Annotated in this window: 28 protein-coding genes; 16 read left to right on the forward strand and 12 right to left on the reverse strand. The window is 37.1% G+C overall.

The genetic code is table 11. The annotated features are described in order from the left end of the window. The first annotated feature begins 172 nt into the window (after positions 1–172). Complete coding sequence (locus tag NGC85_RS11240) at positions 173–1,060, forward strand: ATP-binding protein (RefSeq protein WP_254731175.1); 888 nt, start codon at positions 173–175, stop codon at positions 1,058–1,060. Positions 1,061–1,162: 102 nt separating this feature from the next. After that, a complete protein-coding gene (locus NGC85_RS11245) occupies positions 1,163–2,263 on the forward strand; it encodes a DUF6670 family protein (protein WP_254731178.1) in 1,101 nt (366 codons plus the stop codon). Positions 2,264–2,330: 67 nt separating this feature from the next. Here the strand turns inward: NGC85_RS11245 and NGC85_RS11250 are convergent, their stop codons facing one another. After that, the gene (locus tag NGC85_RS11250) at positions 2,331–2,891 is read right to left on the reverse strand and encodes a TetR/AcrR family transcriptional regulator (protein WP_254731181.1); all 561 of its coding nucleotides are present in this window, start codon (positions 2,889–2,891) and stop codon (positions 2,331–2,333) included. A 91-nt stretch (positions 2,892–2,982) separates the two neighbouring features. Here NGC85_RS11250 and NGC85_RS11255 point away from each other — a divergent pair, with 91 nt between their 5' ends. The 3 genes from NGC85_RS11255 (at position 2,983) to NGC85_RS11265 (ending at position 5,147) form a co-directional block, all read left to right on the forward strand. Then, on the forward strand, positions 2,983–3,477 hold the full coding sequence (locus tag NGC85_RS11255) for an HPP family protein (protein WP_254731184.1): 495 nt from the start codon (positions 2,983–2,985) through the stop codon (positions 3,475–3,477). Between the two features lie 186 nt (positions 3,478–3,663). Then, positions 3,664–4,236, forward strand: coding sequence for a TetR/AcrR family transcriptional regulator (locus tag NGC85_RS11260; protein WP_254731186.1), 573 nt, complete (start codon positions 3,664–3,666; stop codon positions 4,234–4,236). 2 nt (positions 4,237–4,238) lie between these two features. Then, complete coding sequence (locus tag NGC85_RS11265) at positions 4,239–5,147, forward strand: DMT family transporter (RefSeq protein ID WP_254731189.1); 909 nt, start codon at positions 4,239–4,241, stop codon at positions 5,145–5,147. 111 nt (positions 5,148–5,258) lie between these two features. Here the strand turns inward: NGC85_RS11265 and NGC85_RS11270 are convergent, their stop codons facing one another. From NGC85_RS11270 to tsaD, 4 genes are read right to left on the reverse strand one after another with little or no spacing between them, the layout of a single operon-like run. Then, the gene (locus tag NGC85_RS11270; protein ID WP_254731193.1) at positions 5,259–5,762 is read right to left on the reverse strand and encodes a hypothetical protein; all 504 of its coding nucleotides are present in this window, start codon (positions 5,760–5,762) and stop codon (positions 5,259–5,261) included. Positions 5,763–5,803: 41 nt separating this feature from the next. Next, positions 5,804–6,559, reverse strand: a complete 756-nt coding sequence (locus tag NGC85_RS11275; RefSeq protein WP_005054792.1) for a tRNA(His) guanylyltransferase Thg1 family protein — start codon at positions 6,557–6,559, stop codon at positions 5,804–5,806. Next, complete coding sequence (locus tag NGC85_RS11280) at positions 6,556–7,011, reverse strand: AAA family ATPase (RefSeq protein ID WP_254731196.1); 456 nt, start codon at positions 7,009–7,011, stop codon at positions 6,556–6,558. Before NGC85_RS11280 ends, NGC85_RS11275 begins: the two co-directional genes overlap by 4 nt. Before the next feature lies 1 nt (position 7,012). Beyond that, positions 7,013–8,020, reverse strand: coding sequence for a tRNA (adenosine(37)-N6)-threonylcarbamoyltransferase complex transferase subunit TsaD (gene tsaD / locus NGC85_RS11285; protein WP_254731199.1), 1,008 nt, complete (start codon positions 8,018–8,020; stop codon positions 7,013–7,015). Positions 8,021–8,165: 145 nt separating this feature from the next. Between tsaD and rpsU the strand changes: the two genes are divergently transcribed. Both rpsU and NGC85_RS11295 read left to right on the forward strand, forming a co-directional pair. Continuing rightward, on the forward strand, positions 8,166–8,381 hold the full coding sequence (gene rpsU / locus NGC85_RS11290) for a 30S ribosomal protein S21 (RefSeq protein ID WP_004652785.1): 216 nt from the start codon (positions 8,166–8,168) through the stop codon (positions 8,379–8,381). A 29-nt stretch (positions 8,382–8,410) separates the two neighbouring features. Further along, positions 8,411–8,857, forward strand: coding sequence for a GatB/YqeY domain-containing protein (locus tag NGC85_RS11295; protein WP_004808327.1), 447 nt, complete (start codon positions 8,411–8,413; stop codon positions 8,855–8,857). Positions 8,858–8,934: 77 nt separating this feature from the next. Here NGC85_RS11295 and NGC85_RS11300 read toward each other — a convergent pair whose 3' ends face one another. The 6 genes from NGC85_RS11300 to NGC85_RS11325 form a co-directional block, all read right to left on the reverse strand. Next, positions 8,935–9,294, reverse strand: a complete 360-nt coding sequence (locus tag NGC85_RS11300; protein WP_005054799.1) for a hypothetical protein — start codon at positions 9,292–9,294, stop codon at positions 8,935–8,937. A gap of 40 nt (positions 9,295–9,334) precedes the next feature. Next, positions 9,335–9,700: a GFA family protein gene (locus NGC85_RS11305; protein ID WP_254731202.1), complete on the reverse strand. Its 366-nt coding sequence runs from the start codon at positions 9,698–9,700 to the stop codon at positions 9,335–9,337. 27 nt (positions 9,701–9,727) lie between these two features. Further along, complete coding sequence (locus NGC85_RS11310) at positions 9,728–11,170, reverse strand: M48 family metalloprotease (protein WP_254731206.1); 1,443 nt, start codon at positions 11,168–11,170, stop codon at positions 9,728–9,730. Between the two features lie 123 nt (positions 11,171–11,293). Then, positions 11,294–11,881 (reverse strand): 1-acyl-sn-glycerol-3-phosphate acyltransferase, encoded by a 588-nt coding sequence (locus tag NGC85_RS11315; RefSeq protein ID WP_254731209.1) that lies wholly within the window; start codon positions 11,879–11,881, stop codon positions 11,294–11,296. Between the two features lie 111 nt (positions 11,882–11,992). Beyond that, a complete protein-coding gene (locus NGC85_RS11320) occupies positions 11,993–12,958 on the reverse strand; it encodes a D-glycerate dehydrogenase (protein WP_254731212.1) in 966 nt (321 codons plus the stop codon). 16 nt (positions 12,959–12,974) lie between these two features. Then, a complete protein-coding gene (locus tag NGC85_RS11325) occupies positions 12,975–13,628 on the reverse strand; it encodes a hypothetical protein (protein WP_254731215.1) in 654 nt (217 codons plus the stop codon). A 312-nt stretch (positions 13,629–13,940) separates the two neighbouring features. Here NGC85_RS11325 and NGC85_RS11330 point away from each other — a divergent pair, with 312 nt between their 5' ends. The 3 genes from NGC85_RS11330 to NGC85_RS11340 all read left to right on the forward strand — a co-directional run bounded on the left by NGC85_RS11330 (position 13,941) and on the right by NGC85_RS11340 (position 17,251). Further along, positions 13,941–14,942, forward strand: coding sequence for an AraC family transcriptional regulator (locus tag NGC85_RS11330; RefSeq protein WP_254731218.1), 1,002 nt, complete (start codon positions 13,941–13,943; stop codon positions 14,940–14,942). 95 nt (positions 14,943–15,037) lie between these two features. Beyond that, the gene (locus NGC85_RS11335) at positions 15,038–15,661 is read left to right on the forward strand and encodes a hypothetical protein (RefSeq protein WP_254731221.1); all 624 of its coding nucleotides are present in this window, start codon (positions 15,038–15,040) and stop codon (positions 15,659–15,661) included. 135 nt (positions 15,662–15,796) lie between these two features. Beyond that, on the forward strand, positions 15,797–17,251 hold the full coding sequence (locus tag NGC85_RS11340) for a hypothetical protein (RefSeq protein WP_254731224.1): 1,455 nt from the start codon (positions 15,797–15,799) through the stop codon (positions 17,249–17,251). Between the two features lie 397 nt (positions 17,252–17,648). Here NGC85_RS11340 and mnmG read toward each other — a convergent pair whose 3' ends face one another. After that, the gene (mnmG, locus tag NGC85_RS11345; RefSeq protein ID WP_254731227.1) at positions 17,649–19,529 is read right to left on the reverse strand and encodes a tRNA uridine-5-carboxymethylaminomethyl(34) synthesis enzyme MnmG; all 1,881 of its coding nucleotides are present in this window, start codon (positions 19,527–19,529) and stop codon (positions 17,649–17,651) included. 253 nt (positions 19,530–19,782) lie between these two features. Here mnmG and NGC85_RS11350 point away from each other — a divergent pair, with 253 nt between their 5' ends. The 6 genes from NGC85_RS11350 (at position 19,783) to purD (ending at position 25,807) form a co-directional block, all read left to right on the forward strand. Continuing rightward, complete coding sequence (locus tag NGC85_RS11350; protein ID WP_254731230.1) at positions 19,783–20,151, forward strand: hypothetical protein; 369 nt, start codon at positions 19,783–19,785, stop codon at positions 20,149–20,151. 181 nt (positions 20,152–20,332) lie between these two features. Further along, positions 20,333–21,238: a 50S ribosomal protein L11 methyltransferase gene (gene prmA / locus NGC85_RS11355; protein ID WP_005062543.1), complete on the forward strand. Its 906-nt coding sequence runs from the start codon at positions 20,333–20,335 to the stop codon at positions 21,236–21,238. A gap of 14 nt (positions 21,239–21,252) precedes the next feature. After that, positions 21,253–22,116, forward strand: coding sequence for a DUF3426 domain-containing protein (locus tag NGC85_RS11360; protein WP_254731233.1), 864 nt, complete (start codon positions 21,253–21,255; stop codon positions 22,114–22,116). A gap of 375 nt (positions 22,117–22,491) precedes the next feature. After that, positions 22,492–22,761, forward strand: a complete 270-nt coding sequence (gene fis, locus NGC85_RS11365; protein ID WP_001086304.1) for a DNA-binding transcriptional regulator Fis — start codon at positions 22,492–22,494, stop codon at positions 22,759–22,761. A gap of 80 nt (positions 22,762–22,841) precedes the next feature. Next, positions 22,842–24,416: a bifunctional phosphoribosylaminoimidazolecarboxamide formyltransferase/IMP cyclohydrolase gene (gene purH / locus NGC85_RS11370; protein WP_254731236.1), complete on the forward strand. Its 1,575-nt coding sequence runs from the start codon at positions 22,842–22,844 to the stop codon at positions 24,414–24,416. A gap of 104 nt (positions 24,417–24,520) precedes the next feature. Further along, a complete protein-coding gene (gene purD, locus NGC85_RS11375; RefSeq protein WP_254731239.1) occupies positions 24,521–25,807 on the forward strand; it encodes a phosphoribosylamine--glycine ligase in 1,287 nt (428 codons plus the stop codon). Positions 25,808–26,012 lie beyond the last annotated feature (205 nt).

A 26,012-nucleotide genomic window follows, 5' to 3' on the forward strand; every position in this document is an offset into this window, starting at 1 on the left:
AGTCCTAAATCTCATCATATTTTTTATAATCTTGCACCTATACAATGCAAAAAGCGGCACCAACAATCAAGTATAAAATCTATTTATTGCATTCTTTTGATGATATTTCCTTTATTTTGAATATGGCGGTGATAGTATCCCTAACTATCGATCAATAAGTTTGGTTTGTATTATGGCTCTCCTTGATTTACCCGAATCTATTATCCAATCATTATCTAATGTCTTGACCCAATTACAGCAAATCCTTCCTGCACCAAGACAACCTACAGATTTTTCAGCAGTTGCTTTTCGATGGGAAAATCAAGAACTGGTCGCCATACAACAACCTAAAAAAATGTATTTGGAAGACTTAAAAGGAATCGAAAGACAAAAAGATAAAATCATCCAAAATACTTTACAGTTTTTGAATGGTTTGCCAGCCAATGATGTTTTATTGACAGGTTCTCGCGGAACTGGAAAATCATCGATTGTACGTGCACTACTGACTGAATATGCGACACAAGGTTTACGTTTAATCGAAATTGAACGCGATGACTTATCCGATTTACCTAAAATCCAAAAAATGATTCAAGACCGACCTGAGAAATTTATCGTTTATTGTGATGACCTCGCTTTTAACGCTGAAGATGAAAATTATCGTAGTTTAAAAAGCGTCTTAGATGGCTCACTACAATCAGGTTCAAGCAATTTTATTATTTATGCGACTAGTAATCGTCGTCATTTACTTCCTGAATTTATGCATGAAAATACCCCTGTGCGTAAAGTTGATGTTCCGCAATACACAGAGCTACATCCACAGGAAGCGATTGAAGAAAAAATTTCGCTTTCCGACCGTTTTGGTCTGTGGCTATCGTTCTACCCGATGGATCAGCAGTTGTATTTAACTATTGTGGAACATTACATTCTTAAAGCAGGTTTGGAATATAATGATATTGTTCGCGGCGAGAGCTTAAAATGGTGTCAAGCGCGTGGTCAGCGCTCAGGGCGTGCCGCTTACCAATTTTCAAAGCATTGGATTGGCTCACAAAATCTTGAAAAATTGTCGAACAAAATCGCCTAATAATTGTCCTTAAAAGCTTTAGCTTTGTCCTTATTTCCATTTAGGTTAGGCAGTTGTTTCACATAACCTTAGCTTCAGCATAGCTTGAGTTTAGGAAATAAAATGAAGAAACAATTGCCCCCTACTGCACTTACAAGCAAAATTTTGGGAAAGAGTCTCATATTCGCTCAAGGTGCTTTAGATCAAGCCATCAAATATTCAACGATCCCATTTGATACAGCAGAAATCATTCTTCCAAGAACCGATGAAAAATTTTATACATGGACACACTACGGAATTTTTTTCCCGCTATTACCTGAACCACATCGATATCTAAATATCATGATTTTACTAGGAACGCCGGGTGCACTGGCGTTTGACCATGACGACATTACCAGGGATGATCCACGTAAAACAGCCACTTTCTATTCAAGCACTGCTGCGATAGATCAGCACTTATTAAAAGCGTATATCATCCCAGAGCAAACCAATATTCATGTTGATGGTACACAAATTGAATTATGCAATGAAGTTTCTATTACAGGCAGTTATCCCACGATTCATCTTCAAGGTGAATATCATGGTTTAAGTTTTGAATTCGATCTAGATGTGACTAATCAAGCCTCTTGGTTTATCAAAACACCTGTTTACGATCATTTTAGTCTTTTATCGAGATTTAAAGGTCAACTTGAATACCAAGGGCAAATAACTGATGCTGAAGGCTTATGTACTTATGAATATGCTAGAGCGACTGGCGCACATGGCGTAGTTAAAAAACTGCTACCTGAACCTTATAAATTACCACTCGACTTCTTCACCTATCAAATTATTAATCTGAATGAAACAACTCAGCTGTTATTAACCAAAGCAGATATATTGGGTCAACCCGTCGCTTATACCTTACATGTTCGCCACACTGATCAAGCTGCTGAAGTGTATACCAATGTTGAATTTAAAGTAATTTCTCATCAAATTGATGATTATGTTTCACCTAGCGGTAAAAAAATGCGTTTACCACAACTATTTTCTTGGTCAGTCAAAGATGATAGAGGTAAAAAAGTGTTAGAACTTATCGCTGAAATAGACAGCCCTTATCGTTATGGGCACGGCATTGGTTATGCTGGGTCTTATTCATTTTCAGCTGTATATTTAAATGATACTGTGCAAGGTCGCGGATACATCGAATATATTGATGTAGAAGATCAGAAAGCGTTTGAAGATTAAATAGATACCTTGATTAGCCTTTGCTGAAACATCAAAGGCTAAACGATCTAAAACATACTCACACGCTTTAAATCTTAGGAGGACTTAAATTATCAATGAATTGATTAATTGAATCCTTAATCTCAATTGCCACTTTTGTTTCATAACCTTCGACCAAAAAGCGGCTGATCAGCCCTTCTATCAGCGTATACGTCACTTCGACCAACATCTCTGCGTTAAGATAAGATTGCAGATACTCTGCGATCAAATTTCTAATCCACACTTTATGCTCTTTTGATACCGTGATGATCTCTTGATCACGCAAATGTGACTCTGCTACTGCTCTGACAAATAAACATCCTTTAAAATTATCCTCTTGAAACCATAATAAATGCCAATCGATCAGCCGATTAAGTGCAGTCCTTCCTATTTCATCCGCCACATAATCCAACAAGCTGTTCCTAAACTTTTCGTCCCTCGCTTCCAAAACAGACTTCACCAATTGATTTTTGTTTTTAAAGTACGTGTACATCGTAGTTTTTGAACAGCCAGATTCATCCCGAATGAGATCAACACCAACTCCCACAAAACTATTTTCATAAAATAATTTTTCAGCTGTATGCAAAATTTTATTGGCCGACTTTGACATAAAAATTTACTCACCCAAAATAGTACAGATCTGTACTATTTGTAATTTTAGTTATATTATCGCTATAAAGCAACCCTATAGTGAGATCACCATGTTATCTTTATTCAATGGTCGAGAACATCTCGCCCCACCACCCCAATCTATTGATATTATAAGAAGTTTAATTGGCGGTACATTCAGTATTTTGATCTTAATATTACTGAGTAAATTAACAAATAACTTATTTATCATGGCACCCTTTGGCGCGACTTGTGTCATTTTATATGCCGTTTCTCACTCTCCTTTAGCCCAACCACGCAATGTCATTTTAGGGCACTTTATCTCCGCATTTATTGGCTTACTGTTTCTTAAAGTTTTTGGTGCATCTACTTTGAGCATTGCTCTTTCTGTCGGTTGTGCAATTGCAGCCATGCAAATTCTGCGTTGTGTACACCCACCTGCAGGTGCAAATCCATTGGTGATACTGCTGACAGCACATACCATTCAATACGAATGGAGTTTCCTATTATTTCCAGTACTTTTAGGCTCAATTGCTTTAGTGTTGGTTGCATGGCTAGTCAATAACTTTAAAGCTGAAAAGAAATAGCCAATTTATGGATTAGCAATCATTCAGAGCAAAGAAAATCACAAATAAGTCACTAAATAGATTGAGAATATATTTATTTTTTTAATCAATTTTAATATGCCTCTTTTTCATCGATTTAATATCATCTTGCAAATTATTTTCCTTTTCAATAATATTAGGTAGATCGGTATACCTAATATTATTCATATGAACACTAAATCAGCCAAACAAAAAATTTTGGATGCAGCATCAACTTTGTTTTATAACGATGGAATTGCCAATACAGGGATCAATAGCATTACGGATAAAGCCAAAGTTGCAAAAATGTCTCTGTACAATAATTTTCCAACCAAATCAGATTTAATCACCTGTTATATCGAAGCTCGTCATCAAGAATGGTTAGACCTTTATGAGAAAAGAAAAAATCAAATTAAAACACCATTAGATGGGGTCTTGACGATTTTTGATGCCTATCAAGATCATGCTGAATTCGCATATGAAAAAGGTTTTCGTGGTTGCGGATTATTGAATGCAGCCGCGGAGTTTCCAGCGCATAGTCCTGAAAGATTAGCTGTCAAAAACCATAAAGATGAGATCGAAAATATTGTTGCGAGTCATTTAAGACAATTATTTGATGATCCAAAAAAAGTTGAAGAACTCGCGCTGTTAATCTCTTTTATTTTAGAGGGTTGTATTGCTCGCGCTGGCTTAGAAAGTTCAAGCGCTAAGGTTTTTGCAGCAAAACAAATGGTTAAAAACCTATTAGAACGAGAAATCTAAAATTGAATAATTCCAGTTTAAACCTCAATGCTCGCTATGGGTTCATTGCTGTATTAATTGCCTCTATTTTGTGGGGCACAACAGGTACTGCCGCCTCATATGCTCCTAATTTAAGTCCGTTAGCGATTGGTGCAATTGCAATGGGTGGCGGTGGATTATTACAAGCATTATTGGCTTATAAGAAAATTCTCTTCCATTTGCCACAAATTCGTTCTTATTTGCCTGTCCTGTTGATTGGAATAATTTCCGTTGCCATTTACCCATTGGCTTTTTATAGCTCAATGCGTATGGCTGGCATTACCATCGGTACTGTTATTTCGATCGGTTCAGCACCATTGTTTACAGCACTACTGGAAAAGTTTTTTGATAAGAAAGCACTATCTAAAAAATGGTTTATTAGCTTCGTATTTGGAATTGTTGGTGTTTTATTACTCTCGATTGGTGAATCACATTCTCAAAGTTCAACACAAACGATTGCGACCGATCAGAAAACCTTTGGTATTGCTCTTGGGCTAATCGCCGCGCTCACCTATTCTTTATATTCTTGGGCTGCAAAAAAGATGATTGATCGTGGGGTCGATTCAAAGGCTTCTATGGGATTAATTTTTGGTTTTGGTGCTTTGATTTTATTACCAACGTTATTTTTTACAGGTTCTAATCTATTTAATGAACCAATAAATCTTTATGTTGTGATTTATATGATGCTAATTCCGATGTTTCTAGGTTACTTGTTATTTGGTTATGCTTTAAATAGCATTTCTGCAAGTACTGCAACGACGCTGACATTATTTGAACCGCTGGTTGCTGCTTTGTTTGCAATCTTATTGGTTGGTGAGCAACTCGCACTCATTGGCTGGATTGGTATGATTCTAATTTTTGTTTGCTTGGCGATGCTGTCTAATAACAAATAATCTGAGTAATATTGAATATCAATATTAAGCTTCAATGAATCATCATTTAAAAATTAATCTAAATAATGCAGAGAAATAAATTTTCTCTGCACCAACAATAGAGCTTAAATATCAATACTCTCTTGCTAATTTCTCTAAGGTCGACAGCATTTTTTTCACTACACTTCTTTTATGCTGCAACATATTCTTGATATTCGCTGGATTAAAACCAGTTAACTTTGCGATACCACGACTCGTCATATATTCACCTGTTTTTTCAAAGTGTTTTTGACTTAACTCAGTTTTGGCATTTGAGAATCGAACTGCTAGTCTATAATCGCTAAACTCAGACCAAGCACCTGTTTTATATTCATCCAAATCAAACTTATTTTGATGAGCAGGTTTATCTCGAAGAATATTACTTAATCGGTTCACAACAATTTTATCTTCACTTGCTTTAATCAGTTGATAAAGCTCAGTTTCCTCAAACGTTCGACCTAAAGTAATATCTTTTCTAAATTGTTCAATAATTTTTTTATCTTCAGATGTGTCATGCTCCTCACCCTTTTGGATAAGACGTAGAATCTTAAATAAAGATTCTAATCGACCACATGTAAAAACATAAGAAATTTTCAACTTATAACTCCATTATGAACTATTGCTCATAAAATATATTTTCAAAAGAAATTTTGATGGATAAATTCACTATAGAATTCATTTAAAGGCAAATCAAAATCAGTAAATAATTGCCTTCTTGTCGTTTGGGTGGTTTCACCAGTCTTAGGATTTAAACCTATTTTTTCGACGTCTTTCCAATAAATACCAGTACCACGTTTTTGCCATGCAGGAAGTTCGTTAAAATTAATCCGCTGCGAAAAGAGTAAATCATGCTTTTCTTGACGATTTAATCCTTTCACTTGTTCCGTTGCTTCACCAACTGCATGACCCGATTTTCTTAACATCCAATAGCAGTGTGCATTTAATGCATTTCGATGAGCATCCTCTTGTCTCCAACGAAAATAATCATCGACTAATTGCTGATTAGGCAGAATACAAACCCGAGCATCAAAAGTAGCAATTTGACCATGCATTAGAGAGAACTTTGCACTAGCTTCGCCTGCTAATATTGAAAGAATTTTACGTTCTTTACGATTAAAACCGTCATCCTGTAAATGCAATAACAGTGAAATTTCATCACTTTGCGTATATCCATAGATAGTATTAAAACCACATTGCATTAGATGCGTTGTGGTTTCTACCATTAGATCTCTAAATCGTACATCAAATGGTGCATCAAACTGCCAAATCTCTTTGGTTAGGCGAGTAAAACCACGACCGTCCAGTCTTACGACAATATAATTTTCAGGAGGTATACAAAAATCATAGGCCGTTTCATACTTTCTTAATTTCGTATCTAGTTCATCAAATCTCATTCTAGTTCTCTTTGATGTAGTAAATTCACATTAAAATCATTTTCTTGATAAAGTGAAACTTGATAAATTTCATCAAAGCCCTCTTCAAGCTCAGGTATTTCCAACTTTTTAAAAGTTGAAATCACACCAACTCGAGGAATTTTGGCTTTCCCTTCTCTCTGTTCATTTCTTAGAAGTGCATCATCCAAACAACTATCAAAATAGTATGCTACCACTTTAAAGTGAGCATATTTTGCATCTTGAATATACATTGCTCGATCTAATTTACTTGGATTGGTATTATCAACTACACACTTTTGTTTAGCGTCTAAACAAGCCTTAAACAGTATTCTCTCCCGATGACGTGTTTTCAACATATCCATATTTAAACGAATATGTGTATCGGAAAAATATCGCTTAAAAAAAGTTGATTTACCTGAAGCCTGACATCCAATAAAAATGATCAACTCCATGTTAGGTTGGTTCTAACTCAGTCATCGGCCATCTTGGTGTCGTGGTTACTGCTAAACCATCATGTTGGCCTGCTTTTAAACGCTGATATCCAGCAAAAGCAATCATGGCACCATTGTCCGTACATAATGCAGGCTCGGCATAATAGACTTGTGCTTTGATCTTTGCTAGTGAAGTTTCTAATTGTTCACGCAAACGAAGATTAGCGCTCACACCGCCCGCGATCACCAAACGCTTTAACCCAGTTTGCTTTAATGCTTTAAGTGATTTCTTCACTAAAGTATCAACTACAGCTTCTTGGAAAGAAGCAGCAACATCCGCATCTCGATTTTCTTCACCTAACTTTTTCAACTGTACTGAAACAGCTGTTTTTAGACCACTAAAAGAAAAATCTAAGCCTTGATGCAAAATTGGACGAGGAAACTCAAATGCCTTGGCATCACCTTGCAAAGCTAACTTTGCAATATTTGGTCCACCCGGATAAGGCAGTTTCATCATTTTAGCGACTTTATCAAAGGCCTCACCTGCTGCATCGTCAATCGACTCACCAAGCAATTCATATTGACCAATACCATACGCCGCCATGAGTTGCGTATGTCCACCTGAAACCAATAATGCGACAAACGGAAATTCCGGTGGTGTTTCCGAAAGCAATGGGGCAAGCATATGACCTTCCATATGATGTACCCCAATCGCAGGTTTATTAAATGCAAAAGCTAATGTTCGACCAAATAATGCACCTGTCATCAATGCACCCATGAGTCCAGGACCACGGGTATAAGCGACAGCATCAATCTCTTGTTTTTTTACACCACTTTGTTCAAGCAACTGATTAATTAAAGGAATCATTTTACGAACATGATCACGCGAAGCCAATTCAGGCACAACACCACCATATTCGGCATGCAGTTTGATTTGACTATATAAAACCTGTCCACGTAAGCCGAGCTCGCTATCATAGAGTGCTAACCCAGTTTCATCACACGAAGTTTCTAAGCCCAAAACAATCATTAAACTGCCTTTACAACGATCAAAAATAATATCAGAGCTATTATAGACTTGTGATCTGAGTTGTAAATGAGTAAAATACTGACCTTCACTTGCGATCTAGTGCAATCGTGCAATAGATCTTATCCATAATCTTAGAGGATTTTACATGCCACAAGTTAAGTTGAAAGAAGGCGAACCAGTAGACGTAGCTATCCGTCGTTTCAAGCGTTCATGCGAAAAAGCGGGTGTTTTAGCTGACGTTCGTAAGCGCGAATTCTATGAGAAACCAACTCAAGAGCGTAAGCGTAAAAAAGCTGCTGCAGTTAAGCGTTATCAAAAGAAATTGACTCGCGAATCTGTACGTACTACTCGCCTTTACTAATTAATTTGTGATTGACTGCTGAAGAGACTATGAATACTTTAAAAAACCAGATTACTGACGTATTAAAAAATTCAATGCGTGCCAAAGATATGGCAACAGTAACGGTTATTCGTGGTGTACAGGCAGCAATTAAGCAAATCGAAGTCGATGAGCGCATTGAGCTTGACGATGCTCAGGTTCTTGCGGTCATTGAAAAGCAAATTAAACAACGTAAAGAATCGATCAAGGCCTTTTCAGGTGCTGGTCGAGATGATTTAGCTAGTAAGGAACAAGCCGAAGTTGAGGTTATTTCTCAATTTCTACCAGCCGCTATGACTGAGGAAGAACTTGATTCCATCATTGAGCAAACGATTGCTGCTCAAGAAGCTACTAGCATGAAAGATATGGGTAAGGTGATGAATTCTCTACGTCCGATCATAGCCGGGCGTGCCGATCCTGCACAAGTATCTGCTAAAATTAAAGCAAAATTAAGCTGATCTGCTTAATTCCTTCTTTATATTATTTATTCGATTAAAATTGGATTCATTTCTACAATGAACCCAACTATTTTCTATTATTTAAAATCACATTGAATATTGTATTTCTCTAGCATTTGCATCTCTTTTGATTCTATCACTTGCTTGATTAAATCCTGCTTGGTCATACTTGCATATTGCTGTGGTAATGATGACCGATTTTGCTCAATCGCATCAGACATATCCTGAATATAACGTTGATTAATTTGACAATATTTTGCTTGCTGCTCAGGCGTAAATTGTGAAATTTGTGGATTCAAACTTCGTAAAAAGCTACGGATATCCTGCGCATAAACACTACGGATTTTATCAACTGAATTTGCATACTGCTCAATTGATGCCGCTGAGCTGATCCCCACACTGCTTATCGCAAAAATAAAAACTAAAATTTTCTTCATAAATTCTCTAACTTCTCAGCGATTCCTTACGCACATCATCTTATCTTAATTCAATAAAATTTGGCTTATGCTCAAGAAAAAACTCTTCTTTTGGTGGCGGAAGATTTCCTTCTATGACTGTACCTAAACGTAAACGAATAATATCAGGTAAGTCTTTACGATAAGAATACAGCGGACTCGCACAGTTTTGACAAAAAACACGCGCCTTGTTTGGTGTATGAAAATACTCTTTAAGCTGATCTCGTCCTGATAAAATTTTAAATTGTGTTTGATCGAGTGGACTATTCCAACCAGCGATTGAGCCTTGTGCCTGCTGACAGTGCTGGCAATAACATAAAATACTATTTTCTATCGTCCCCAAATATTCATATTGCACTACCCCACACAAACACTGTCCTTTAATCATTTTTATTTCTCTTACTTGTGACAAAGATTAAATTTTCATACGGCGATCATCTTGCATTTGTTTCAAGCGGGAGTCAATTTTTGCTGACATCATCAGATTGCCTTTCGCTAAACGCTGTGCATGTAACATTGACTTAATTGCATTTTCTTCATAACCCGACCAATATTCAGCTTCAGCACGATAGCAAAGCACATTGACTGCTTGTAGCGGTGAGCTTTTATCCAAATTGGTGGCTTGCTGCAACAATTGCCAGCCTTCAATGTCTCTTTGATTTTTGTGAATAAATCGTTGAACCAATGATTGAGCTTGTGCCACTTGACCTTGTCTAATAAACACCTCAGCCAGTTTATATGACAAAGCCCTATTTTCAGGCATGGTTCTTTGTAATGGGCTAATCGTATTATCGGCTTGCTCTAACTTATTTTGCCCCAAATAAATATCAGTTTGAATCAAAGGCACTAAAATATGATTTTTCAACTTCATTTTCGCCAAATCTAAATTTTCTTGTGCTTTAGCGAAATCTCCTTGTTCTAAGTAAAACTTGCTTAATGCTAGTTGACCCGCTGGATTTTTCTGATTGGCAAAAGATTGCAGCTGAACTTCGGTCGTTTGGTTTGAAACAACCAATGTATAAAGTTTTAAAATCTCAAAGTCTTGGTCATAAATTTTTGATTTTACTTTTGGAAGCTGATTAGCACGCAATCGAGCTTCACTCATACGTTCAGTGGTTAATGGATGCGTAAACCAAAAATCTGGTAAAAAACTTACTCTACTGGTCGCTCGATGCATGGTTTCAAAATAGTCAGCCATACTCTGAGGATTATAGCCAGCAGCGTACATAAACTGCATACCAATACGATCCGCTTCACGCTCTTGGTTACGACTATAACTAAGCTGTTTATCCATGAGTGCAGCCTGAGTACCCAACATGACAGCAGAACCTACATCACCATCCGCTTGTGAAGCAATTGCTGCCCCCACAAGAATTCCTGCTAATGCGAGTAAACCTTGCCCCTTAAATGCTTCTTGTGAACGGCTATAATGTCTCTGAGTGACATGCGCAATTTCATGTGCCATAACCCCAACAATTTCATCTAAATTTTTAGCAGATGTAATCAATCCAGTATTTATTGCAAATAAGCCACCTGGAACTGCAAAAGCATTAATTTGAGGATCTTTTACCACGACTAGACCAATCGGTTGACCCAGTTGTGTTTGACTTAAAATTCCTGAGAAAACTTGTAAAAATTGCCCTTCTAACCATGCATCTTGTACAGTTGGCAACTGTTTATGCACTTGGCGATAGACTTTCTCACCAATTAGTTTTTCTTTTTGTTGATCGAGCAAACCTATGCCACTACCAATCTCAGGAACATCTGTTTGTCCTGTTGGTAAATTAGGTAAAAAAACCTGAGTATGACTAAGTTGAGTAGTGGCAAGTAAGCCACATGCAAGCAGCAAAGATCTCAAGTGTTTTCTCTATGATTCTAATGAAGAATTTTAATATAGCATTAGAAAATGAAGAAATTTGCAACGAAGTGTTATAAAAGGCAGGATTTTCCTGCCTAAGTTTATATATTTTGAAATCAAAAACTATTTATGATCAATATAACGCTGATCTACGCTAAATTTTTCTGGAAATTTCGCATGAATCTGTGCATAAAAATCCATTATTTCCGCCATATCCTTTTCATAATCACCTGTAGGATAAATAATTTTCCCTACACCTGTTTTTTTCTTGGCATAGTCCATATAAGCCAATGCTATCGGCACTCCAGCCGTGGTGGCAACATGATAAAAACCCGTCTTCCATTGTTCTTGTTTTGCGCGAGTACCTTCTGGCGTAACCAGCATTACAAGTTTAGGATGTGTTTTAAAAAGATCACTCATGAGCTGAACCATACTTGGTCGCTCTTGTCCCTCTTTTTTGGCACGACGATCAATCCCAATACCACCCATTGCTCGAACAAATGGGCCAAAAGGGAATTTCATATAACTGTCTTTAATCGTTAAACGAACATTTACACCTAAAGCTTTAAGAGCCAAGCGTGCATACAATGCATCCCAATTACTCGTATGTGGAGCTGCAATCATGACACATTGGTCAACATTCAAATCCCAATGATTATCCAGCTCCCACCCCATTAAGTTTAAACTTTTCCCAGCCAATTTCTCAAACACTACACACCCCAAGACGAAATCACAAAAGGCGCAAGTGTACCAATATTAATCAACTTAAAAAGATCAAAACGCACAATAATGCGGCAATCAACTAATCAGCATTGTAAGCAATTATTCAAACTTTGGATTGACGAGATAACGAGGTGTACGATCTTCTAAAGCATCAATTAGATTCTGACAAGCAAGTTCAACCATCTTTTTACGCGTTTCCATTGTTGCTGAACCAATATGAGGTGCAGTAACAACATTTGGCAATTGAAATAACGTAGATTCTTGCAACGGTTCTTTGGCATAAACATCTAACCCAGCAGCAAAAATTTTATTTTGCTGAAGAGCTTGGATAAGTGCATTTTCATCAACCACAGAACCACGTGCAATATTCACAAATACTGCATTATTCTTCATCAAAGCAAATTGCTCTGCACCTATCAGCGCTTTCGACTCACTATTTAAATCGACAGCAACTACAATAAAATCAGACTGTTGCAATAATTCATCTAGCGAACGGTATTGAGCATTAAATGCTTGTGCTACTTCGAGTTTTTCACGGCGATTATGGTATAAAACATTCATATTAAAACCATAAAATCCACGACGAGCGATTGCAGCTCCAATATTCCCTAAACCAATAATACCCAAAGTTTTACCAAAAACATCCACCCCAAATTGTTCAGTCGCAACAGTACGTTTCCACTGCCCTTGTTTCGTCCATGCATCCAAATAAGGAATTTTACGAGCGGCACTCAGTAATAAAGTAAATGCGAGATCAGCAGTTGTTTCTGTTAAAACATGCGGTGTATTGGCTAACCATATTTTTTTTCGATTAAGATAATCAACATCATAGTTATCATAACCCACGGAAACAGTTGAAATAATTTTGAGTTGTTGTGCAGTCGATAAATTACTCTTATTGAGTAAACGACCAGCACCAATCATGGCATCAGCATCAACGACTTCTGTTCGTATTTGTTGATTAATATCGCCGAGCTTTGGATTGAGTACCACAACACGATAAGCCTGCTGTAATTTCGCTAAAACTTCTTGATCAATCTGACTAAATACAACGACTTTTTTCATTAAGATGTTCCGATTTTTATTGCATCAATTGCCACAGCCGCTTTTTTAATACAGGCTGGGCAAGCATTTCTTCTAAACTAGCCAAATGTAATATATTAGAATGTTGAATAAAGTCGAGTTGACCTAAGCACAATATCTTTTTACTTGTTGCAGTTGCATCCAAAAAACCTTGAATATATGAAGACAATCCACGACTTTCCTGAAAAGCCGCCAATGGAAATGGCCATTTCAGCTCTGCATATTGCCCTAATTTTGCTTTTTGAATATTTTGCCACAACATCCGCTGAGCATCATTTAACTGACTACTTTCCAATAAAATTGCGCAATTATCTAAAACATACATTTGTAACTCAAATGATTGAATTTGAGCTGTAATTACAATCTGCTCTTTTTCAATTAAGCTTTGCTTTGTAATTGGCTGTACTACAGCAGTCTGTTGTTGCTGTAAAGGTTCGACTTCTTTTATTACAACAGACTGCTGTTCAACTTTTATTTCTGTAATGTTCTGAGAAACCTTAGAATCAAATTGGATCGACGAGGGTTGAGTATTTTGCTCAATATTTTGATCTCGCCACAAAGCAGAAACAGTATTTTTTTGACAAACAATATCTCTAGGAATCCAAACATCAACTCCCAATGTTGCCAATATATTTCGCTGCTGCCCAATCATTTAATTCACTCGTTTCCCAACTCACAGCCTGATTGACTATTGTGATACTTCAAAGTTTAACATAAACCAAACCAGCATGAATGGTGAGCTTTTGCTCAATCAAAGATGCAATCGGCATTTTTAATTATTTGAATAAAATCTATTACAGAAATTCAAACCTATTACCCTATTCGAATAGAAATAACGAAATAATTTAATAGGAAATTTACTGTTATGGACATATCGCATTTTTATTCATCTCAAAAATACAATTTGTTTGAATCATAAAAATAACCGAGTATATTGTTTTAAAACTCGAATTTACCTTGTTTTATGACTTCAAAAAAAACCAGTGATGCTGGCATCTTTTTATGGATGGTTTATCAAACCATGCAAAAGATGGACTTAGATGCTGCTTCAATCTTTGCTCGAGTTCATCTCCCAGATCAACCACCTAATAAATTTGTTCGTCGTGATAACTCAACACAGCAACGTTTTTGGGATGCAGCAGTTGAAATTAGCCAAGATCAAAATATTGGTCTCCATGTCGGTGCCAATATTCCACCTTTTCGAGGGCAGGTGATTGAATATCTTTTTCTTAGCAGTCCAAACTTTGGTGAGGGAATAAAAAGAACGATTCGCTATCAAGCATTACTCACTGATGCAATGTCGTTCAAGCTAGCATTTCCGAATCAAAATATCGCGATGATTTCAGGTTTAGAACATCCTGTTAGACATTATCTAGAGTGTGCAATTGGAATTTTACTAACCTTTTTTAAATATATTAGTGATGATGCATTCACTCCAATTGAAATCGGTTTACCCTTTGAGCATGGTGCTGAAGCAGAAGAATATTTTAAAATTTGGGGATGCTCTGTTCGTCTTGGACAGCAACACGGCTATATACATTTTGATAGCAAATTATTAGATCTCCCCTCAGCTGCCCATGAACCTGAACTATTAAAAATACATGAGCATCATGCCGAATCACAACTTGAACTACTCAATAAACATCAACTTATTGGAGCTATTGAAAAGATTTTAGCAAGTGGCTTATTAGAATCTAGAGAATTTGATCAAGAGATTGTCGCAGGGCATTTAAATTGTAGCTCAAGAAGCTTAAGAGCCGACTTACAGCTACTTAATACCACTTATGAAAAAGTGATCGCTCATTATCGAGAACGCTTAGCAAGGCGATTACTGTCCCATACACAAGAAAGTATTGATCAAATTGTATATCTCACAGGTTTTTCCGAACCCTCCGCTTTTTCTAGAGCATTCAAACGTTGGACAGGTGAAACACCAACAGCCTATCGACAACGAAAACAACAATAATTTGATTTGATCGGCAAATCAAAGCTGCCAGTTCAGTCAAAAATTCTCACCATTAAGTTTCTACAATCTGATCATATTTTATGAGGTTAACGAATATGATCGGTTTTCCAGTCGGTGTTTTTGTCGTAAATGGGATGGAATGGTATTTTCATAAAGTCTGGCTACATGAATTTCCAAGCAAAAATAGAAATAGTCCATTCTTCACCCATATTGCTCATCATAAACGTGCTCGTTTAAATGGGTTTCATGATGAAGGTTATGCAGAGTCAATGTTTAAAAACGCTGAAATGTACAATGAGAAATCAGCACTCATCGGCTTAGCTGCTGCATCCACGATTTTTCTGCCCGTTGCACCCTTCTTTACTGCGGGTCTGTACTATGGCATTTGGAATTATTGGAAAGTACATGCCAAATCACACCTCAATCCAGAATTCGCCAAAAAGCGGATTCCTTGGCACTATGATCACCACATGACTAGCAATCAAAATGCCAATTGGTGTGTGACTAAGCCATGGTTTGATTACATTATGGGAACGCGAGTCATGACTGATGCATCAATAACGGAAACTAATCCATTGGCGATCAACATGCCGAAGTGGTTGGAAAAAAGAGTAAATCAAGCAGCACGTCGGTTATTACCGAAAGCCTATGCTCAAATTGATATCAATACGCAATTTGATCAGCAGAATTTAAGACAAGGGATTGAGGTAGCGTTATAAACATCCTCTTGTGCCTCCTACTGAGCCCAATCATTTTGATTGGGCTTTAATCACAAAAACTATTTAAAACACTTTGAAAGAACATCATTAATAGATATTATTCTGCTACAAAATAATTCCAGTAGAAAACTAACAATGTTAAATATTAAATCGAGTGTCGCTGTCTTAACTACATCATTAATACTATCTGCTTGCGGTAGTGATAATCATCAATCTAAAGAAAATAATTTGACTAGCTCCACATCATTCACAACAGAGTTCAAAAGTAATTTAACTTTACAAAAAGATTCAGAACCAGCCATTCAGATTGCAGGAAGAACGAGTAATCAAAATGATGATGTAAGTGCTTATTCGGTTACACATCACTTTAATCGTGGCAGCTCATCCATCATTTTAAGTTATAATTTTGATAAAAGTGATATAAGTAAAACTTTGCACATTAATTATGACCCTATTTTAAAGAAAGTATTGAGTGTTTCTATTGGAAAAACTTACCTAACCAAACTTAATATTAATTCATCAAACGACAACCCTCTCGCTTGTTCAGATTCTATTCTTTTTGAAGTGTGCAATAATATCAATGTGAAATTTGATGAAAAGACTGGTAATAGTGAAATTAATTTTGAAAATCTAAAACTATCAAATACACCAACTATAACAATGACTCTACCTCCAGTGGAGACTCGGGATGGCATTCAATTACCACCAATAACTAAAAATTATACTTATTTAGCAGGTAAAATATCGGGTTCATTATCTATTCCAGCTCAGACATTTGAAAATATTAGAAAAACAAGCCAAATTAATATGTCTGCAAACCAAAAACCAATTTCTCCTATAGATGCTATTTATGATCCAGAAGCAAAAGAGATTTTATTCAGTTCCTATGCAGATAATTGGATTGATTCAGGTTTAAAACTAACCAAGTTTACGACTTCAATTGAAAATACAATTACGAAATATGCTTTAGTTGAAGCTGAGACCTTACATGGTTTTTCAGGTGCTTGTATGTCTTTTGTCGTGAGCATTCCGATTAAAGATGTTGCGTCAATTCAAACCAGTGAAAATGCCAATGATATTAGTCTAAAATTCAATCAGTCTATTTATCAAGATAATACCATTCCTCCTTTACTTCCAAATATTCCAATTCAGCAACCGTGTGCAACTACATTTATAGAATTGGATGGTGTAGTTAAAGTCAACAAGCCACTGACCCAACTCCAAATTACAGCATCATTTAAAAATGGAGACAATAGAACCTTTATCCAACCTGCGTTATATTTTGATGTAATCAATCATAATCAACAAAAATTTGGAAATGATACGATTCAGATAGAAGTTAAAAATAATAAGATCGAAAAGGTAAATTTTAAAGACTATTTGATGGGTGTTGACTTAAATACAGGCTTATTGAAACGCTCTGAATACAACTTTAGTTGTGATTCTGTCCAATCTTGCCAAGGTATAAGTTACAATTCAAAAGACAACCAAGTCAAATTCAATAATACATCTTTATTCTATAAGGGTGAACATCCAGAATTAAATAAAGATATTCACATCAATGGCGTATTTGATTTTGCTGGACGTTAATTTAGATTTATAAGATTTAAGCTAGAAACCGAGCAAATATCAGCTCGGTTTGTTTTTTTAAAGCTACATGTGAACTGCTTTTTGGTAAAAGTTAAGATGAGCACACTACTCTTTATCAGCCCCAACTAAACCCTATAAGCGATACAAACAGGAACTATTTTCAACTTATTTGATAAATAATAAGGGTTAGAACTACAGATGTAATCAGTTTTATATACCCTTCACTACTTTTTAAAGCAGAAGCAGCAATCACTTCAGCAATAATTGTGATGAATAAAATGGGGCAATTTATGATTCAGTATTCTACAGGCAGATGGTTATGACTAAAGTTATTGAAATTAAAAAATACCCTCTTATAACAAGAGGGTATTTTTTAATACATAAACTTATACAAGGATTATGCTGACTTTTTCGCCATATTATTTTTACGAATCGTGATCATCAATAATTGTACCGCAGCTGGTGTTACACCTGGAATACGAGTTGCTTGTGCTAAGGTTTCTGGACGAACTGTTTTTAACTTCAAGGTAATTTCACGTGATAAACCTGAAATACCATCATATTCAAAATCAGCAGGAATTCGAGTTTCTTCAAGACGCTTTAATTGCGCAACATCTTCATGCTGGCGATTAATATAGCCTTCATACTTCACAGCAATTTCAATTTGCTCGCCCACTTGCTCTGAAACTTCAGAACCTGTTAATTCAGCGATTTGACTAAAATTGATATTTGGACGTTTCAATAAATCAATTGCACTACATTCTTTACTGAGATCAGCACCGGTCATTTCAACGAATTTCTTGCCCATTGGATTATTCGGTGCTGCCCATAAATGTTGTAAACGAGAGGTTTCACGTTCAACTGCTTCCATTTTTTCGCTGTACGAAGCCCAACGTTCATCATCAACCAAACCAAGTTCACGGCCAATCGACGTTAAACGTTGATCAGCATTATCTTCACGTAACATCAAACGATATTCTGCACGCGAGGTAAACATACGGTACGGTTCTTTAGTTCCCAAAGTAATAAGGTCATCAACCAGTACGCCCATATAGGCCTGATCACGTTTTGGTGTCCATTCTTCTTGTTCCCATGCACGACGTGCAGCGTTTAAGCCAGCAAGTAAACCTTGAGCACCCGCTTCTTCATAACCTGTAGTACCGTTGATTTGACCAGCAAAGTACAGATTTTGAATCGCTTTAGTTTCAAGCGTGAACTTTAATGCTTGTGGATTAAAATAATCATATTCAATCGCATAGCCCGGACGCAGGATATGCGCATTTTCCATACCGCGAATTGATCGAACTAAATTAAACTGAACATCAAATGGTAAAGAAGTTGAAATACCATTTGGATAAAGCTCATGTGTATCTAAGCCTTCAGGCTCAAGGAATACTTGGTGAGAGTCTTTATCCGCAAAACGGTGAATTTTATCTTCAATCGATGGGCAGTAACGTGGACCAACCCCTTCGATCACACCAGTATACATTGGTGAACGATCTAAACCTCCACGGATGATTTCGTGGGTTTTTTCACTGGTATGCGTGATATAACAATTCACTTGCTCAGGGTGCATTGACGCATCACCCATAAATGACATGACAGGAGATGGGAAATCACCCGGTTGTGGTGTCATGACCGAGAAATCAACTGAGCGTGCATCAATACGTGGTGGTGTACCTGTTTTTAGACGTCCCACAGGAAGTTTAAGTTCTCGTAAACGGTGAGCTAATGCAATCGATGGCGGATCACCCGCACGACCACCACTTGAGTTTTGTAGACCAACGTGGATCACACCACCCAAGAACGTACCTGTCGTCAATACCACAGTTTTGGTATCAAAACGGATACCCATTTGAGTTACAACACCCTTAACGGTATCGCCTTCAACAATTAAATCATCTGCAGCTTGTTGGAAAATATCTAAGTTGGCTTGATTTTCTAAAGTTTCACGAATTGCTGCTTTATAACGTACTCGATCTGCTTGAGCACGCGTTGCACGTACTGCCGCACCTTTACGTGAATTCAAAATACGAAATTGAATACCACCTTTATCCGCAGCTAGTGCCATTGCACCACCAAGCGCATCGATCTCACGAACAAGATGTGATTTACCAATACCACCAATTGCTGGGTTACAGCTCATCTGTCCCAAAGTCTCAATATTATGCGTCAACAATAATGTTTGTCTTCCCATACGTGCAGCAGCTAGCGCCGCTTCAGTACCAGCGTGACCGCCACCAATTACGATAACGTCATAAACTTTAGGATAATGCATAGTGGTAAATGTGTATTCAAAAAATGACAGAGTATTATACAGAAGTTTTAAAGCGAGTTGGCAAAAACTCTCTGTTTTCTTAGGAATCTCAACTCATTGATCTCATTTAACAATATACAAAAAGAAACCTTATGTTGCATTTTTTATGCATTATTAACATAGCAACTCATAATTCTTAACTTGATCACGACTGTTTTAATTAAAAAATTTCTTATTCTATATACTGCATAAATAAATACTTTAGGAAAATGATATGAATACTAAGCTTTTATTTTCATCGCTTATTTGTGGTCTATGTTTTACAGCAGCGGCACATGCAAATACGAAAGCAAATACTGACCCTCTCGCACAAAAATATGTACAAGTATGTAAAGCTAAAAAGCAAGGCGACATGGTTTCATTTGCGCACAAAGGCGTAGTTTTCAATGGTGTTTGTGAACAAAATGAAGCTGGTAAATTAGCATTTCAAGCACCCACGCCAGCTAATCAAGTGACTCCAGAGACTCAAAGTAAAATATCAGAAACTCAGTCAGCACCTCGACCTGTCAGCGCGCCAATTGAAGCAGCACCAATAGCCCCTGCTCCACCTGTAACAACAGATATGGAACAAACTGCACCATAATTTATAAAACCGAAATTATAAATAAGGTCTTTTTAGACCTTATTTATATTAAAAATAATGTATTAGATAAATTCATATAAAAATTAATTCATCTTAAAATTGTAATCTGATTATTTTATAATCCCTTTATCGTGCTCGAATCTATTACAATAACTGCAAATACATTTATTTAGGTTTTCCTGTGAACTGGTTACAAATTCATATTACTGTTGATCAAAATCAAGTTGAACTCACCGAGACATTACTCCTTTCATTAGGTGCAGTGAGTGTTACTTTAGATGATGCAGAGGATCAGGCACTATTAGAACCTTTACCAGGTGAAACTCCACTTTGGAATAAAGTGATCGTTACTGGAATCTATCAACAAGAAGAAGATGACCCAATTGATGTCGATACATTAGAAGCGTTCCTAAAAGCACAACTCCCTGATGTACCTATGCGTCATGAATATTTAGAGAATCAAGTTTGGGAACGCGCGTGGATGGACTATTACGAACCTATCCAAATTGGTGAAAAATATTGGATTGTTCCTGAATGGTTAGAACCACCTGAAGCCGATGCAACCAATATCAAACTCGATCCCGGTCTAGCGTTTGGTACAGGTAATCATGCAAGTACATTTTTGTGTTTACAATGGTTAGGTAAAACCGATGTTAAAGATAAAGTCGTAATCGATTATGGTTGTGGTTCAGGTATTTTAGGGGTTGCTGCATTATTACTAGGTGCAAAAAAAGTTTATGCAACTGATATTGATCCGCAAGCTGTACTAGCTACAAAACAAAATGCAGAACTTAATGGCGTATTAGATCGTCTTTATGTAGGATTACCTGAAGAGTTTGATCAAGAATTCAAACCACAACAAGCAGACGTACTTGTTGCAAATATTTTAGCAGCACCATTAATGGCACTAGCGCCTGAGTTCTCACGTTTATTAAAAAATGAGGGTGAGTTCGCACTTGCTGGTGTAATCGAAGAGCAAGTTGCTGATGTTTCTAGTGTTTACTCTGAGTTTTTTGATATATTAGGGATCGAAAAGCGTGAAGAGAATTGGTGCCGCATTTCAGGAAAACGTAAAACAACAATTTGAGAATTTTGTTCCTTATGAGTGAAAAACAAACCCGCTGCCCAAAATGCTCCACCGTGTACAAAGTAACCCTTTCACAACTCAGTGTTGCTCAGGGCATGGTTTGTTGCCCCAAATGCGTAATTAACTTTAATGCATTGACCAATCTTCTTAAGACAGATGAAAATGATTCGATTCCATCACCTGCGAATCGCTCTTTATTTTCATCGATTCAACCCGACAGCTCTTTTGCTGAAAAGCAAATGCAAATTTTAAGTATTTTTGATCAAAAAATTGAAAATTCCAATATTGATTTGCTGACCTATTTGAATAACCTAAATTACTTTAATACTGAACCTGTAACCGCTTTACCTAACTTGAATTTGTCAGAAGATAGTTTACTGATAGACCAAGAACAAAGCAGCAAACATCATGGCTGGCTTTATTATACGCTTTGGGGTGTGGGGAATATCGCACTCATTTTAGTTTTTGCATTCCAAATCTTATGGTTTAATCCAAAACTGATGCATGAAAGCCCCGCACTCAATCGAATTTTTAACTACGCTTGCGGTGTTTTGACCTGTAAAACACTAGACCAACAATATAAATACCTAAGTTTTGAAAAAGTAAAATTAAAACGTTCAAATAAAGACGAAACCAATTTTTCAGGTGTTTTAATCAATCACCATGAAAATAGTATTTTAATTCCTTCTATTAAAGTTATATTAGAAGAGAAAGGCGAAGTCACAACCGAGATTACACTCCAGCCACAAGACTATCTTGTAGATAGTTTAAAAACGATACAAAGAATTCCATCAAACAGCCCTTTTCGATTTGAATTTACAGTGCCTAAAAGTAAAAATAGCTTCGACAACTATAGTTTAGAAATTGTACAGCCCTAAAAACTAAAAAAAGTGACAAAAAAATAAAAAAAAGTGAAGTTTTATTGCTCATTTTTTCGCAGAGAGTGGTATGATACGCGCCACGAATGCTTCACCCACTTACTTCTCGTAATTTACAGACAATAAAATCGTTAAACGAACTGTGCTTCTAACTTATAAGCGCATTGTTGGTTTTTTTGTTTTTGAAAGTAGGCTGTAACAAATCTTTAATTATTGTTACGCTTATTTTTTACACAATTCGAGGATTTGTGGCAAGCTAATAGTCCTTTTGTTTTAGAGTCACTGTTTTAGGATCTAAAACAGGGCTCAGTAATTTAGACCACATTTATATATCACTTTACCCAAGTGATATTTTGATTTTTCGGATTAACACGCATGAATAGCAAATCTCCTATTTTTACGGCTCAATCTGATGTCGCTCTCCGCATCCATGTAGATCGCGCAGTTCGTCATTATTTTGCACAATTGCAAGGTGAGCAACCATCTCAAGTTTATGACATGGTTTTAGCAGAAATGGAGAAACCTCTTTTATCTGTGGTCTTAGAATATACTCGTGGCAACCAAACACGTGCTGCTGAGATTTTAGGCCTTAACCGTGGAACTTTACGCAAAAAGTTAAAAGCTCACGGTTTAATGAGTGAATAATTGATAAAATGCTCACGTTCTCGTGGGCATTTTTTTTGCCTTTGTTTTAATCTGTAGACTTCAAACTGTTGACTAAAATCATGACTATCAAACGTGCTTTAATCTCTGTTTCCGACAAAACTGGAATCGTTGAATTTGCTCAAAACCTTGCAGACCAAGGTGTAGAAATCTTATCTACTGGCGGTACTTATAAGTTGCTTAAAGACAACAATATCGCTGTAGTGGAAGTTTCTGAACACACTGGTTTTCCTGAAATGATGGATGGTCGTGTTAAAACACTACATCCAAAAATTCACGGTGGTATCTTAGCTCGTCGTGGTCTGGACGAAGCTGTGATGCAAGAACACAACATTGATCCAATTGATCTTGTTGTTGTTAACCTTTACCCATTTGCTGCAACAGTTGCTAAACCAAACTGCTCGCTTGCTGATGCGATTGAGAACATCGATATCGGTGGTCCAACAATGGTACGTGCAGCAGCAAAAAACCATGCTTCAGTGGGTATCATTGTAAATGCTTCTGACTATGATGCTGTTATTGATGAATTAAAAGCAAATGGTGGCCTTTCTTACGAGACTCGTTTCGACTTAGCAGTAAAAGCCTATGAGCACACTGCGCAATATGACGGCATGATTGCTTCTTATTTAGGTGCGCGTGTTGGCAAAACTGAAGGTGAAGCAGATTTATTCCCTCGCACCTTCAACACCCAGTTAAATAAAGCACAAGATTTACGTTATGGTGAAAATCCACACCAAAATGCAGCGTTCTATGTTGAAGAAAATGCTCAAGAAGCATCAGTTTCAACTGCTAAGCAATTACAAGGTAAAGAGCTTTCTTATAACAATATCGCTGATACAGATGCTGCATTAGAATGTGTAAAATCATTTGCGAAACCTGCTTGCGTGATCGTTAAACATGCGAACCCATGCGGTGTAGCGGTTTCTCTAGATGGTATCAAAGCGGCTTATGATCTTGCTTATGCAACTGATCCAGAGTCTGCATTTGGTGGCATTATTGCATTTAACCGAGAATTAGATGTAGAGACTGCTCAAGCAATTGTTGATCGTCAATTTGTTGAAGTGATTATTGCTCCAAGTATTGCTAATGGCGTACTTGAAGTCACTGGCGCGAAAAAGAATGTACGCGTGTTGGTGTGTGGTGAACTCCCTGCAATTGATGCACGTGCTGCTCAACTTGACTATAAGCGCGTAAACGGCGGTTTATTAGTTCAAGATCAAGACTTAGGTATGATCACTAAAGATGACCTTAAAGTTGTGACTAAACGTGCGCCGACTGAACAAGAAATTGATGACATGATCTTTGCTTGGAAAGTTGCAAAATACGTAAAATCAAACGCTATTGTTTATGCAAAAAACCGTCAAACGATTGGTGTAGGTGCAGGTCAAATGAGCCGTGTCAACTCCGCTCGTATTGCTGCGATCAAAGCTGAACATGCTGGTTTAGTGGTTGAGGGTGCGGTTATGGCATCTGATGCATTCTTCCCATTCCGTGATGGTATTGATAACGCTGCAAAAGTAGGTATCAAATGTATCATCCAACCGGGCGGTTCTATGCGTGATGAAGAAACAATTGCAGCCGCTGACGAAGCTGGTATTGCAATGGTATTCACGGGTATGCGTCACTTCCGTCATTAATACCCCGAAGTCCCTCTTTTCTGCGATGCTATAGTCGCATTAGAGGGACTTTTTTATTCTGAACAGGTATATTCTTAAATACGGAAAAGGGAAATAACTTAATAATGAATATTTTAGTTTTGGGTAGCGGTGGCCGTGAACATGCACTTGCATGGAAAATCGCACAAGATACGAAAGTGACTAAAGTCTTTGTTGCCCCAGGTAATGCGGGTAGCGCAATAGAAGACAAATGTGAAAATGTTGAACTTGATATTTTAGATAATCCAGCAATCATTGCTTTTGCAAAGGCAAACGATGTTGCTTTAGTGATCGTGGGTCCTGAGGCACCATTAGTGAATGGTGTTGTTGATGCAGCACGCGAAGCTGGTCTAAAAATTTGGGGACCAACTCAATATGCAGCACAGCTTGAAGGTTCAAAAGCATTTGCTAAACATTTCTTAAAGCGTCACAACATTCCAACTGCTTTTTATGACGTATTTACTGATGTAGATGCGGCAAAAGCTTATATTGAACAACATGGTGCACCAATCGTTATCAAGGCTGATGGTTTAGCGGCAGGTAAAGGTGTGATCGTAGCAATGACCAATGAAGAAGCTTTTGCTGCGATTGACGACATGCTCGCTGGTAATAAGTTTGGTGATGCTGGTTCTCGCGTAGTAATTGAACAATTCCTTGATGGTGAGGAAGCAAGCTTCATCTGTATGATCGATGGCAACAATATTTTGCCAATGGCGACCTCTCAAGACCACAAACGTATTTTTGAAGGTGACCAAGGTCCAAACACAGGTGGTATGGGTGCTTACTCCCCTGCTCCAGTGGTAACACCTGAAGTGTTTGAGCGTGTCATGAACGAAGTGATGCGTCCTACCGTTGATGGTATGGCTGCGGATGGTCATGTTTATACTGGCTTCTTATATGCTGGTTTGATGATTGATGAGCAAGGTCAACCACGTGTGATCGAGTTTAACTGTCGTTTTGGTGATCCTGAAACTCAACCGATTATGATGCGTTTAAAATCATCTTTAGTTGATTTGGTTGAAGCTGGTATTGCAGGTAATTTACCAAATGAAGCTGAATGGGACGAACGTAAATCTATCGGCATCGTGCTTGCAGCAGGAGGTTATCCTGATACAGTGCGTAAAGGTGATGTAATTTCTGGTATTGGTCAATCACCTGAAGACACCAAAATTTTCCATGCGGGTACAGCCATGAGTGATGATGGTCATGTCATCACTTCAGGTGGTCGAGTACTTTGCGTTACAGCACTTGGTGATACAGTTCTAGAAGCTCAAATCAATGCATTAGAAGTATGTGGTCAAGTCACATTTACAGGTATGCAATATCGTGGTGACATCGGCTATCGTGCAATTGCACGTGAAAAAGTAGAATAATCTCATTGAAATCTAAGCCTTCTTCGGAAGGCTTTTTTATTCCTTATTTCGCACAAACTTAAGTTCTATATTCATTTTTTAAATATAAAATTCAGAAAATTATATATTTACTATTCAATTGATTTATCTCAGTACTCTTTCAAGAAAATACATAAAATTTTCATTGATTTATATTTACTCTGAACTTAATTTCCTCAATTAATCA

Origin of the sequence: Acinetobacter sp. Z1 (assembly GCF_024296945.1) — a bacterium.
Classification (GTDB): Bacteria; Pseudomonadota; Gammaproteobacteria; order Pseudomonadales; family Moraxellaceae; genus Acinetobacter; species Acinetobacter beijerinckii.

What these genes read in the sequence shown, in the direction of transcription:
- NGC85_RS11260 (WP_254731186.1), top strand. Translation starts at nt 3,664, where the DNA reads ATGAACACTAAATCAGCCAAACAAAAAATTTTGGATGCAGCATCAACT.
- NGC85_RS11275 (WP_005054792.1), bottom strand. Translation starts at nt 6,559, where the DNA reads ATGAGATTTGATGAACTAGATACGAAATTAAGAAAGTATGAAACGGCC.
- NGC85_RS11335 (WP_254731221.1), top strand. Translation starts at nt 15,038, where the DNA reads ATGATCGGTTTTCCAGTCGGTGTTTTTGTCGTAAATGGGATGGAATGG.
- NGC85_RS11350 (WP_254731230.1), top strand. Translation starts at nt 19,783, where the DNA reads ATGAATACTAAGCTTTTATTTTCATCGCTTATTTGTGGTCTATGTTTT.
- NGC85_RS11240 (WP_254731175.1), top strand. Translation starts at nt 173, where the DNA reads ATGGCTCTCCTTGATTTACCCGAATCTATTATCCAATCATTATCTAAT.
- fis (WP_001086304.1), top strand. Translation starts at nt 22,492, where the DNA reads ATGAATAGCAAATCTCCTATTTTTACGGCTCAATCTGATGTCGCTCTC.
- rpsU (WP_004652785.1), top strand. Translation starts at nt 8,166, where the DNA reads ATGCCACAAGTTAAGTTGAAAGAAGGCGAACCAGTAGACGTAGCTATC.
- NGC85_RS11320 (WP_254731212.1), bottom strand. Translation starts at nt 12,958, where the DNA reads ATGAAAAAAGTCGTTGTATTTAGTCAGATTGATCAAGAAGTTTTAGCG.
- tsaD (WP_254731199.1), bottom strand. Translation starts at nt 8,020, where the DNA reads ATGATTGTTTTGGGCTTAGAAACTTCGTGTGATGAAACTGGGTTAGCA.
- NGC85_RS11295 (WP_004808327.1), top strand. Translation starts at nt 8,411, where the DNA reads ATGAATACTTTAAAAAACCAGATTACTGACGTATTAAAAAATTCAATG.
- purH (WP_254731236.1), top strand. Translation starts at nt 22,842, where the DNA reads ATGACTATCAAACGTGCTTTAATCTCTGTTTCCGACAAAACTGGAATC.
- NGC85_RS11360 (WP_254731233.1), top strand. Translation starts at nt 21,253, where the DNA reads ATGAGTGAAAAACAAACCCGCTGCCCAAAATGCTCCACCGTGTACAAA.
- NGC85_RS11325 (WP_254731215.1), bottom strand. Translation starts at nt 13,628, where the DNA reads ATGATTGGGCAGCAGCGAAATATATTGGCAACATTGGGAGTTGATGTT.
- NGC85_RS11330 (WP_254731218.1), top strand. Translation starts at nt 13,941, where the DNA reads ATGACTTCAAAAAAAACCAGTGATGCTGGCATCTTTTTATGGATGGTT.
- NGC85_RS11340 (WP_254731224.1), top strand. Translation starts at nt 15,797, where the DNA reads ATGTTAAATATTAAATCGAGTGTCGCTGTCTTAACTACATCATTAATA.
- NGC85_RS11280 (WP_254731196.1), bottom strand. Translation starts at nt 7,011, where the DNA reads ATGGAGTTGATCATTTTTATTGGATGTCAGGCTTCAGGTAAATCAACT.
- NGC85_RS11255 (WP_254731184.1), top strand. Translation starts at nt 2,983, where the DNA reads ATGTTATCTTTATTCAATGGTCGAGAACATCTCGCCCCACCACCCCAA.
- purD (WP_254731239.1), top strand. Translation starts at nt 24,521, where the DNA reads ATGAATATTTTAGTTTTGGGTAGCGGTGGCCGTGAACATGCACTTGCA.
- NGC85_RS11300 (WP_005054799.1), bottom strand. Translation starts at nt 9,294, where the DNA reads ATGAAGAAAATTTTAGTTTTTATTTTTGCGATAAGCAGTGTGGGGATC.
- NGC85_RS11305 (WP_254731202.1), bottom strand. Translation starts at nt 9,700, where the DNA reads ATGATTAAAGGACAGTGTTTGTGTGGGGTAGTGCAATATGAATATTTG.
- NGC85_RS11250 (WP_254731181.1), bottom strand. Translation starts at nt 2,891, where the DNA reads ATGTCAAAGTCGGCCAATAAAATTTTGCATACAGCTGAAAAATTATTT.
- NGC85_RS11245 (WP_254731178.1), top strand. Translation starts at nt 1,163, where the DNA reads ATGAAGAAACAATTGCCCCCTACTGCACTTACAAGCAAAATTTTGGGA.
- mnmG (WP_254731227.1), bottom strand. Translation starts at nt 19,529, where the DNA reads ATGCATTATCCTAAAGTTTATGACGTTATCGTAATTGGTGGCGGTCAC.